Origin of the sequence: Nocardioides pini (assembly GCF_026712185.1) — a bacterium.
GTDB classification, from domain to species: domain Bacteria; phylum Actinomycetota; class Actinomycetes; order Propionibacteriales; family Nocardioidaceae; genus Nocardioides; species Nocardioides pini.
The window spans coordinates 733,128-742,769 of the sequence record NZ_JAPPUX010000002.1 but is presented as its reverse complement, the minus strand read 5'-3'; the positions used below and the strand labels follow the sequence as shown (position 1 = coordinate 742,769).

Below are 9,642 nucleotides of genomic sequence, written 5' to 3'. Positions count from 1 at the left end.
CGGCGGCCATAGCGAAACGGGAAACACCCGGTCCCATACCGAACCCGGAAGTTAAGCCTTTCAGCGCCGATGGTACTGCAACCGAGAGGTTGTGGGAGAGTAGGACGCCGCCGGACAAACATTTGGCAGGGGCCACCAGTGATCTGGTGGCCCCTGCGCCATTTCTGGCGCGGTATGAGTAGCGTGGCCCCCGAACGGGACGTCGACGCGTGGAGAAGGGAAGTGCGGCTGTGGCCGAGGACCGTCGAGGACAGCGACCGTCACGAGGTGGGTCCGGCAGTGGACGAGGTGGCTCGTCCGGCGGTGGTCGCGGCAGCTCCTCCTCCCGCGGAGGCCAGCGCAGCGACTCGCGCGGCGGTGCCCGCGGTGACTCCCGTGGTGACTCCCGCAGTGGCGCAGGCCGGTCCGGGGACACCCGGGGCAAGGCCGCGGGCCGCGGACCGTCCGGTGGCAAGCCGTCGGGCGGCAAGCGTCCGGCCGGCGCGCAGCAGCGCGGGCCCAGGGGCCGAGCGGAGGACAAGCAGCCGCGCACGGCCGACCAGGCGGCGTACGACGGGCCGGACCTGCCCGAGGGCATCACCGGTGCCGAGCTCGACCGTGGCGTCCGTGCCCAGCTGAAGGGGCTCCCCGAGAAGCTGGCGGCCCGAGTCGCCCGACACCTGGCCGCGGCCGGTGTGTTCATCGACGAGGACCCTGAGCTCGCCTACCGCCACGCCCTGGCCGCCCGGGCGCGTGCCTCGCGCATCGCGGTCGTCCGCGAGGCCGCGGGGGAGACGGCGTACGCCGCGGGGCACTACGCCGAGGCGCTCTCCGAGCTGCGTGCGGCGAAGCGCATGAACGGCGCGACCGACTACCTCCCGATCATGGCCGACTGCCACCGCGCGCTCGGCAACCCCGAGCAGGCGATCAAGCTGGCCAAGAGCCCGTCGGTCGCCAACTTCAGCTCGGAGGCGAAGGCCGAGATGACGCTGGTCGAGGCCGGCGCCCGGCGCGACATGGGGCAGCTCGACGCCGCCCTGCGCACGCTCGAGCTCGCGCCGCTCACGTCGAAGAGCCGGGCGGCCTGGGTGGTGCGACTGCGCTACGCCTACGCCGACACCCTCGAGGCTGCCGGCCGTGAGTCGGACGCCCTGGCGTGGTTCCACCGCACGCACGCGATCGACTCCGACGAGCTCACCGACTCCGCCGAGCGCGCCGAGGTGCTGGAGCGGCGACAGGCCTGATCGGCGTGACTGCTGGCGCTCGGGCGCCACATGCGTCACAATGGAGTTCTAATCACATACGTGTCACTCGACTCTTTGAGCACTGACGACAGAACGCTGGGGAAGGCGCATCTGGAGCGTCGGAACTCAAGGAGGTCACAGTGACCACACGCATTGCTTCCCGTCCGGACGGTCCGGCCACGAGGGGCATTCTCTACGTGCACTCTGCTCCCTCCGCACTCTGCCCGCACATCGAGTGGGCCGTGGGCGGGGTCCTCGGAGTTGCCGTCTCGCTCGACTGGACGCCTCAGCCTGCCCAGCCGGGCTCCTACCGCGCCGAGCTGTCCTGGACCGGGTCGGCCGGCACCGCCGCCGCCGTGGCGTCGGCGCTGCGCGGCTGGAACCACCTGCGTTTCGAGATCACCGAGGAGCCGACGAGCTCCAGCGAGGGCACCCGCTTCTCGTGCACGCCCGACCTCGGGATCTTCCACGCCATCACCGGCCCGCACGGCGACATCCTGATCCCCGAGGACCGCCTCAAGGCGGCGGTGGTGAAGGCCGCCCTCGGCGACACCACGCTGCTGCTCGAGATCGACAACCTGCTCGGCAAGCCGTGGGACGACGAGCTGGAGACGTTCCGCCACGCCGGCGAGGGCGCCCCGGTGCGCTGGCTGCACCAGGTTGTCTGAGTCCGTTCAGAGGGCGTGCGACTGACCCTCGCGCCGGCCTCAGAGCGGGATGTTGCCGTGCCGCCCGCGGCGCACGCCGGCCGTGTCGATCTCGTGGCGCATCGCCAGCGCGATCGCGCTGCGGGTGCGGGTGGGCTCGACGACCTCGTCGACGACCCCGATCTCCACCGCCTTGTCGACGCCTCCGGCGATCCGCTCGTGCTCGGCGGCGAGCTCGGCCTCGACCTGGGGCCGGATCTCGGGGGACACCTCCGCCAGCTTGCGTCGGTGCAGGATCCGGATGGCGGCGACGGCGCCCATCACGGCGACCTCGGCACCCGGCCAGGCCAGCACGCGGGTGGCGCCGAGGGACCGCGCGTTCATCGCGATGTAGGCGCCGCCGTAGGTCTTGCGGGTCACCAGCGTCACGCGCGGCACGACGCACTCACCGAAGGCGTGCAGCAGCTTGGCGCCGCGGCGGACGACGCCGTCCCACTCCTGGCCGACGCCGGGGAGGTAACCGGGCACGTCGACGAGCACGATGAGCGGCACGCCGAAGGCGTCGCACATGCGCACGAAGCGGGACGCCTTCTCGGCAGACAGCGAGTCGAGGCAGCCGCCGAGGCGCAGCGGGTTGTTGGCCACGACGCCGACGGTGCGGCCCCCGAAGCGGCCGAGGGCCGTGACGATGTTGGGCGCCCAGCGGGCGTGGAGCTCCTGCATGGTGCCCTCGTCGAGGACGCCCTCGACGAGCGGGTGCACGTCGTAGGCGCGCTTCTTCGACTCCGGCAGCAGGGCACCGAGGTCGCGGTCCTCCACCGCGTCGGCGTCGAGGCTGTGCTGGGCGCCGAGGAGCGTCGCGACGGTGCGGGCCCGGTCGAGCGCCTCGCGCTCGGACTCGGTGAGGATGTGCACGACGCCGGAGCGACGGCCGTGGGGCTCGGGGCCGCCGAGGCGCAGCATGTCGACGTCCTCGCCCGTGACCGAGCGGACGACGTCGGGGCCGGTCACGAAGATGCGACCCTCGGGGCCCAGGATGACCACGTCGGTGAGGGCGGGGCCGTAGGCCGCGCCGCCGGCGGCGGGACCGAGGACGACGGAGATCTGGGGGATGACGCCGGAAGCCTGGGTCATCACCTGGAAGATGCGGCCGACGGCGTGCAGCGACAGCACGCCCTCGGCGAGCCGGGCGCCGCCCGAGTGCCACAGGCCGATGATCGGCACCCCGTCGGTGATCGCGCGGTGGTAGGCGTCGACGACGACCCGGCAGCCCAGGTCGCCCATGGCGCCACCCATCACCGTGGCGTCGCTGCAGAACGCGACGACGGACGTGCCGTCGACCCGGCCGGTGGCCGCGAGCATCCCCGAGTCGTCGTCGGGGGTCAGCAGCTCGAGGGTGCCCTCGTCGAGGAGTGCGGTGAGCCGGTGGACGGGGTTGCGCGGGTCCTGCTCACGGGGCATCTTGGCGGGCTTGGTGGCCGTCGTCGTCATCGGGAGGTCCTTCCGTTCTCAGGCGCTGCCGAAGGCGACCGCGACGTTGGCGCCACCGAAGCCGAAGGAGTTGTTCAGTGCGACGACGTCGCCGTCGGGCAGGTCGCGCTTCGACGTCGGGATGTCGAGGTCGACCTCGGGGTCCTTGTCGTCGAGGTTGATCGTCGGCGGGCTGACGCGGTCGTGCAGCGCCATCACGGTGGCCACGGCCTCCAGGGCCCCGGCGCCGCCGAGGAGGTGGCCGGTCATCGACTTGGTGCTGGTGACCACGCAGCGGTCGACGTGCTCGCCCAGGACGGCGTGCAGCATCAGGCCCTCGGCGATGTCGCCCTTGGGCGTGGACGTCGCGTGGGCGTTGACGTGCACGACGGTGGCGGGGTCGACGTCGCCCTCGCGGAGGGCCATCTTGATCGCGCGCGTGCCGCCGCGACCCTCGGGGTCGGGCTGGGCGATGTCGTGGGCGTCGTTGCTGATGCCGGCGCCGCGGACCTCGGCGTAGACCTTGGCGCCGCGGGCGCGGGCGTGCTCCTCGGACTCGAGGATGAGCACGGCACCACCCTCGCCGAGGACGAAGCCGTCCCGGCCGGTGTCCCACGGGCGGGACACGGTCGTGGGGTCGCCGCCGTCCTCGCTGCCGGTCTTGGACAGCGCCATCATGTTGGCGAACGCCGCCATCGGCAGCGGATGGATCGCGGCCTCGGTGCCCCCGGCGATCACGACGTCGGCGCGGCCCAGCCTGATGAGGTCGATGGCCATCGCGATGGCCTCGTTGCCCGACGCGCAGGCCGAGGTGGGCGCGTGGACCGCGGCGCGGGCGCCGTACTTCAGGCTCACGTTGGCCGCCGGGGCGTTGGGCATGAGCATGGGGACCGCGAGCGGCGAGACCCGGCGCGCACCCTTCTCGAGCAGGATGTCGTAGTTGTCGAGGAGCGTCGTCACGCCGCCGATGCCGGAGGCCAGCGCGACGGCGAGCCGCTCGGCCTCGAGGCCGGAGCCCTCCAGGTCCGCGTCGGCCCACGCCTGCTCGGCCGCGACCATGGCGAACTGGCTCGACCGGTCGAGACGGCGGGCCTTGACCCGCTCGAGGACCTCCGAGGGCTCGACCGCCACCCGGCCGCCGATCTTCACCGGCAGCTGGTCGACCCACTCGTCGGTGAGGCGCCTGATGCCGGACGTGCCGGACAGCATCGCCTGCCACGTGGAGGCGACGTCCCCGCCGACGGGGGAGGTGGTGCCGAGGCCGGTGACGACTACGCGGGTCGAGGGCATCAGATGAGGTTCCGTTTCTCGCGGGAGTGTGAGGGTTCCTGGGTCACGGGGGCCGGGGCTGGACACCGGCCACCCGTGACGCGGGGAGAGCGTCAGCCCTGGGCGCGCTCGATGTAGGCGACGGCGTCGCCCACGGTCTTGAGGTTCTTGACCTCGTCGTCGGGGATGGTCACGCCGAACTTCTCCTCGGCGGCCACGACGACCTCGACCATGGAGAGCGAGTCGACGTCGAGGTCGTCCACGAAGGACTTGTCCAGCTGGACGTCGTCGGCGTCGACGCCGGCCACCTCGTTGACGATCTCGGCGAGGTCGGCGCGGATTTCTTCGGTGCTGGCCATGGGGCCTTCCCTTCTTCTGTGTGGGTGCTGCTTGGGCTGGTCTGGTCTGAACTGGCGGGTGGTGCGGGTCAGGGCACGGTGACGACCTGGGCGGCGTACGACAGCCCGGCGCCGAAGGCGATGAGCAGGGCCGTGTCACCGGACTTCGCCTCGCCCTCGGCGATCATCCGGTCGAGCGCCAGCGGCACGGAGGCCGCGGAGGTGTTGCCCTGGTCGGCGACGTCGCGTGCGATGCGCACCGTGTCGGGCAGCTTCATGGAGCGCGCCATGGCGTCGATGATGCGCATGTTGGCCTGGTGGGGCACGAAGACGTCGAGCTCGTCGAGCGAGACGCCCGCGGTGTCGAGCGCCTGCTGGCCGATCTTCGCCATGGCGAAGGAGGCCCAGCGGAAGACCGGGTTGCCCTGCATGGTCAGGTGCGGCATGACGCCGGAGCCGGGCGTGGTGTCGGTGCCGACGACGTCGCGCCAGTCCTCGCGCTGGCGGATCAGGTCGAACTGCTCGCCGTCGGAGCCCCAGACGACGGGCCCGATGCCGGGGGTGTCGCTCGGACCCACCACGGCCGCTCCCGCCCCGTCGGCGAAGATGAAGGCGGTGCCGCGGTCGGTGAGGTCGAGGATGTCGGTGAGCCGCTCCACGCCGACCACCAGCACGTGCCGGGCGCTGCCGGCGCGGACGATGTCGGAGGCGAGGGCGATGCCGTGGCAGAACCCCGAGCAGGCCGCGGAGATGTCGAACGCGGCGGCGCCGTCGGTGCCGAGCTCGTGCGCGATCGCGGTGGCCACCGCGGGGGTCTGGAGCAGGTGGCTCACGGTGGCGACGACGACGCAGTCGATCTGTCCGACGTCGAGCCCCGACCGCTCGATGGCGATCCTGGACGCCTCGACCGACATCATCTGGACCGACTCCTCGGGGCCGGCCCAGCGACGCGTCCGGATGCCGGAGCGCTGCTGGATCCACTCGTCGCTGGAGTCGATCGCGTCGACGACCTCGGAGTTGGGCACCAAGCGTGAGGGGCGGTAGGCCCCGAGGCCCATGATGCGCGCGTGGGGGGCGCCCGTGCTGCCCGTGATGGCGGTCATCAGAGCGTGGCCTCCGGGTGCAGGCGCAGCAGGGGCTGTCCGGGGGAGACGAGGTCGCCGTCCTCGACCAGCCACTCGACCACGGAGCCGCCGTGCGGCGCCGTGATGTCGGTGCGGTCGCGCAGGCTCGCCACCGCGCCGATCGTGGCGCCCGGGGCGAGGAGGTGGAGCTGTGCGGCCTCGGGGGAGAGGTGGAACGTGCCCTTGGCGGGGGACACGATCATCCGCCACGTCGGGGTGGTCTCGATCATCGAGGCCTCGCCGTGCTTGTCGCAGAACTCGCGGGCGTCGTCGAGCTGGTCGGGCGTCTTGAGCGCGAAGGTCTCGACGCCCTTGAGCGCGCGCTTCGCAATGCCGGTGAGGGTGCCGGCGGGCGGCATCTCGAGGATGCCGGTGACGCCGAGGTCGCTCATGGTCTCCAGGCACAGGTCCCAGCGGACGGGGTTGGAGATCTGCCCGACGATGCGGCGCAGCACGTCGCGGCCGTCGTGGACGACCTGGCCGTCGCGGTTGGAGATCACCGGGGTGCGCGGGTCGTGGGTGGAGACCGAGCGGGCCAGCGAGGCGAGTCGGTCGACCGCCGGCGCCATGTGGACGGTGTGGAACGCGCCGGCGACGCTGAGCGGCATGAGGCGCGCCTTGGCGGGCGGGTCCTCGGCGAAGGCGGCGAGCTGCTCCGTCGTACCGGCTGCGACGACCTGCCCGGGACCGTTGTCGTTGGCGGCGGTGAGGCCGTGGCGCTCGATGACGGCGAGCACCTCGTCACGGTCGCCGCCGAGGACGGCGGTCATCCCGGTGGCGGTGGTCGCCGCGGCGTCGGCCATGGCGTTGCCGCGCTCGCGCACCAGCACCATCGCCTGCTCGGCGGAGATCACCCGGGCGCCGGCCGCCGCGGTCAGCTCGCCCACGCTGTGGCCGGCAACCGCGCCGATGCGCGAGAACGCGTCGGCCGGGTGCGGGAAGAGCTCGAGCGCCGCGATCAGGCCGGTCGCGACCAGCAGCGGCTGCGCGACCTTGGTGTCACGGATCGTGTCGGCGTCGGCCTCGGTGCCGTAGTGGGCGAGGTCGATGCCGGCCACCGTGGCCAGCCAGTCGAACCGCGCGGCGAAGGTCGGGTCCTCCAGCCAGGGGGTGAGGAAACCGGGGGTCTGGGCCCCTTGACCAGGAGCGACGATGACGAGCACACCTCCACTGTGACGTGTCGCGGCCGGTCGACGCGGGTCCGACGCCGACGAAACTGACCCCCAGATCCTTGTAGGGTTCCTACAGTTCCGTCCGACCCGACTGTCGCCCTAGGATCAGCGCCAGCTGGAGCGCGAACGCCTCACGTGGACGAGTCGGTGACCACCCGGTCGTGTCGGAGATCTGGCGCAGCCGGTAGCGCACCGTGTTGGGGTGCACGAAGAGGGCGCGGGCGGTCGCCTCGATCGACGAGCCGTGCTCGAACCACGCCGACAGCGTCTCCAGCAGCGTGCCGCGGGCCGCCACCAGGGGCAGGTAGACCTCGTCGACCAGGTGGCGCCGCGCGTGGCCGTCGCCGGCGAGCGCCCGCTCGGGCAGCAGGTCCCGGCTCGCGACCGGGCGCGGGGCGTCCGGCCAGCCGCTGGCCGCGCGGTGCGCCGACAGGGCCGCACGGGCGGACGCGTTGGCGTGGGCCAGGTCGGCGGTGACGGGACCGACCACGACCGGTCCGTCACCGAAGTGGTCGAGCAACCGCGTCGCGGCCGCGAGGGGGTCGGTGACGCCGCCCAGCACGACGACCAGGCGATCACCCTGGGTGGCGCAGAGCGCGTCCATCCCGCCCGCGCGCGCGGAGCGGCGTACGGACTCGAAGACGTCGAGCTCGGCGCGGTGCGGGGGCGTGGCGCCCAGCACCACGGCCACGTCGCCGTGCGCGCCCCAGCCCAGTGCGCTGGCGCGGGACAGCACGCTCTCGTCGGTCTCCGCGCGGACGACCGCGTCCACGACGAGGGCCTCGAGCCGGGCGTCCCACGCGCCGCGCGACTCGGCGGCCCGGGCGTAGACGGCAGCCGTGGCGAAGGCCACCTCGCGGGCGTAGAGGAGCACCGCGTCGTGCACCTCGCGGGCGTCCTGTGGGTCGAGGAGCGTGTCGATCGTCGTCTCGACGACCCGGATGCTGAGCCGCACCAGCTCGACCGTCTGCTGGAGCGAGATGACACCGGTCAGCTCGCGTGGCGCGGCGCCGAACACGACGACGTCGAGCGGGTCGTGCGCCGAGGCCTCGACCTCGTGGTCGTACCAGTCCACGAACCCCCGGATGCCGGCCTGCACGATCAGGCCGACCCACGAGCGGTCCTCCGCGCTGAGGTCGTCGAACCACGGCAGGTCGGTCGACATCCGGCCCGTGGCCGCGGTGCTCAGCGCGCCCGAGGAGTTGCGCAGGGCCTCGGCAGCACGCCGACGGGACGGGGTCACGGCACGACTGTAGTGGGGTGCGTCACGTAGTGGGATTCCCACGAAGTCGCGTGCGCCGGCCGCAGGTCACGACTTCGCATCGGGGTGGGGCGTGCGGGGTACCGGACCACACGTTCTGGTTGAATCCCGGACAGTCCCAGCCCTGGAGGTCGAGTGACCCGCAGCAGCAGTCATCAGGTCGAGCACGTGACCGTGCACGGGCACCGGCGCGCGTACGTCCGGGCCGGGTCGGGACCGGTCGTCCTGCTCCTCCACGGCCTCGGCTGCGACCACACGACGTGGGCGGCGGTCATCGACTCGCTCGCCCGGACCCACACCGTCATCGCGCCCGACCTGCTCGGGCACGGGGCGTCCGACAAGCCTCGGGCGGACTACAGCGTGGGCGGCTACGCCAACGGCATGCGCGACCTGCTGACCGTGCTGGGCATCGACACCGCGACCGTCGTCGGGCACAGCTTCGGCGGGGGAGTGGCGATGCAGTTCGCCTACCAGTACCCCGAGCGCACCGAGAGGCTCGTCCTCGTGGGCTCCGGCGGCCTGGGGCCCGAGGTCAACCCCGCGATCCGGGCGATCACCACGCCGGGCTTCCACCAGGTCATGGGCCTGCTGGCGGCGCCGGGGCTCCGCCACGCGGCCACCACGACGATGCGGGTGCTCGCCCGGAGCGGGATCAGCCAGCTGCGCGACCTCGGCGAGGTCGCCGCCATCTACGACTCCTTCAAGGACCCCCGCGCCCGCGCGGCGATCCGGCACGTGGTCCGCGCGGTCGTGGACTGGAAGGGCCAGATCGTGACGATGTCCGACCGCGCCTACCTCACCGAGGCCATGCCGATGTGCGTGATCTGGGGCGCCGACGACCACGTCATCCCGGTCACCCACGCGAGCAACGCCAGTGCGCTAGCGCCCACCGCGCGCGTCGAGATCATCCCCAACGCCGGCCACTTCCCGCACCGCGACCACCCCGAGCGCTTCGCGAAGATCGTGCGGGACTTCATCCGCGCGACGGAGCCCGCCCGCTACGACCGCGAGCGCTGGCGCGAGCTCCTCGACGAGGGGGCGCCGGTGCGCCCGGCCGGGGCGCGCGCCGGCGACGCACCCGTCGACCCGCTCGACGACGTACGACACGCAACACCCGCCTGACCCGGGCGGGTCAGGC

Annotated in this window: 9 protein-coding genes and 1 rRNA gene; 4 read left to right on the top strand and 6 right to left on the bottom strand. The window is 72.7% G+C overall.

What is annotated here, in order from left to right; genetic code table 11:
• The 3 genes from rrf to NYO98_RS09670 form a co-directional block, all read left to right on the top strand.
• Positions 1–116: ribosomal RNA gene (gene rrf / locus NYO98_RS09680) — 5S ribosomal RNA — on the top strand; the annotation flags it as partial.
• A 114-nt stretch (positions 117–230) separates the two neighbouring features.
• On the top strand, positions 231–1,223 hold the full coding sequence (locus tag NYO98_RS09675; protein WP_268111426.1) for a tetratricopeptide repeat protein: 993 nt from the start codon (positions 231–233) through the stop codon (positions 1,221–1,223).
• Between the two features lie 188 nt (positions 1,224–1,411).
• Positions 1,412–1,891, top strand: a complete 480-nt coding sequence (locus NYO98_RS09670) for a DUF3145 domain-containing protein (RefSeq protein WP_268111444.1) — start codon at positions 1,412–1,414, stop codon at positions 1,889–1,891.
• A 39-nt stretch (positions 1,892–1,930) separates the two neighbouring features.
• Here the strand turns inward: NYO98_RS09670 and NYO98_RS09665 are convergent, their stop codons facing one another.
• From NYO98_RS09665 to NYO98_RS09640, 6 genes are all read right to left on the bottom strand, one after another.
• Complete coding sequence (locus tag NYO98_RS09665) at positions 1,931–3,361, bottom strand: acyl-CoA carboxylase subunit beta (protein ID WP_268111425.1); 1,431 nt, start codon at positions 3,359–3,361, stop codon at positions 1,931–1,933.
• An 18-nt stretch (positions 3,362–3,379) separates the two neighbouring features.
• Positions 3,380–4,630: a beta-ketoacyl-[acyl-carrier-protein] synthase family protein gene (locus tag NYO98_RS09660; protein WP_268111423.1), complete on the bottom strand. Its 1,251-nt coding sequence runs from the start codon at positions 4,628–4,630 to the stop codon at positions 3,380–3,382.
• Positions 4,631–4,722: 92 nt separating this feature from the next.
• Complete coding sequence (locus tag NYO98_RS09655; RefSeq protein ID WP_172260204.1) at positions 4,723–4,968, bottom strand: acyl carrier protein; 246 nt, start codon at positions 4,966–4,968, stop codon at positions 4,723–4,725.
• A 68-nt stretch (positions 4,969–5,036) separates the two neighbouring features.
• On the bottom strand, positions 5,037–6,050 hold the full coding sequence (locus NYO98_RS09650; RefSeq protein ID WP_268111422.1) for a beta-ketoacyl-ACP synthase III: 1,014 nt from the start codon (positions 6,048–6,050) through the stop codon (positions 5,037–5,039).
• The gene (locus NYO98_RS09645) at positions 6,050–7,234 is read right to left on the bottom strand and encodes an acyltransferase domain-containing protein (RefSeq protein ID WP_268111420.1); all 1,185 of its coding nucleotides are present in this window, start codon (positions 7,232–7,234) and stop codon (positions 6,050–6,052) included. Before NYO98_RS09645 ends, NYO98_RS09650 begins: the two co-directional genes overlap by 1 nt.
• Positions 7,235–7,313: 79 nt before the next feature.
• The gene (locus NYO98_RS09640; RefSeq protein WP_268111419.1) at positions 7,314–8,486 is read right to left on the bottom strand and encodes a PucR family transcriptional regulator; all 1,173 of its coding nucleotides are present in this window, start codon (positions 8,484–8,486) and stop codon (positions 7,314–7,316) included.
• A gap of 186 nt (positions 8,487–8,672) precedes the next feature.
• On the opposite strand from NYO98_RS09640, the gene NYO98_RS09635 reads away from it, so the two are divergent.
• The gene (locus NYO98_RS09635) at positions 8,673–9,626 is read left to right on the top strand and encodes an alpha/beta fold hydrolase (RefSeq protein WP_268111418.1); all 954 of its coding nucleotides are present in this window, start codon (positions 8,673–8,675) and stop codon (positions 9,624–9,626) included.
• The last annotated feature ends 16 nt before the right edge of the window (positions 9,627–9,642 follow it).

Coding starts and splice junctions, on each gene's coding strand:
- NYO98_RS09660 (WP_268111423.1), bottom strand. CDS start 4,630: ATGCCCTCGACCCGCGTAGTCGTCACCGGCCTCGGCACCACCTCCCCC.
- NYO98_RS09650 (WP_268111422.1), bottom strand. CDS start 6,050: ATGACCGCCATCACGGGCAGCACGGGCGCCCCCCACGCGCGCATCATG.
- NYO98_RS09665 (WP_268111425.1), bottom strand. CDS start 3,361: ATGACGACGACGGCCACCAAGCCCGCCAAGATGCCCCGTGAGCAGGAC.
- NYO98_RS09655 (WP_172260204.1), bottom strand. CDS start 4,968: ATGGCCAGCACCGAAGAAATCCGCGCCGACCTCGCCGAGATCGTCAAC.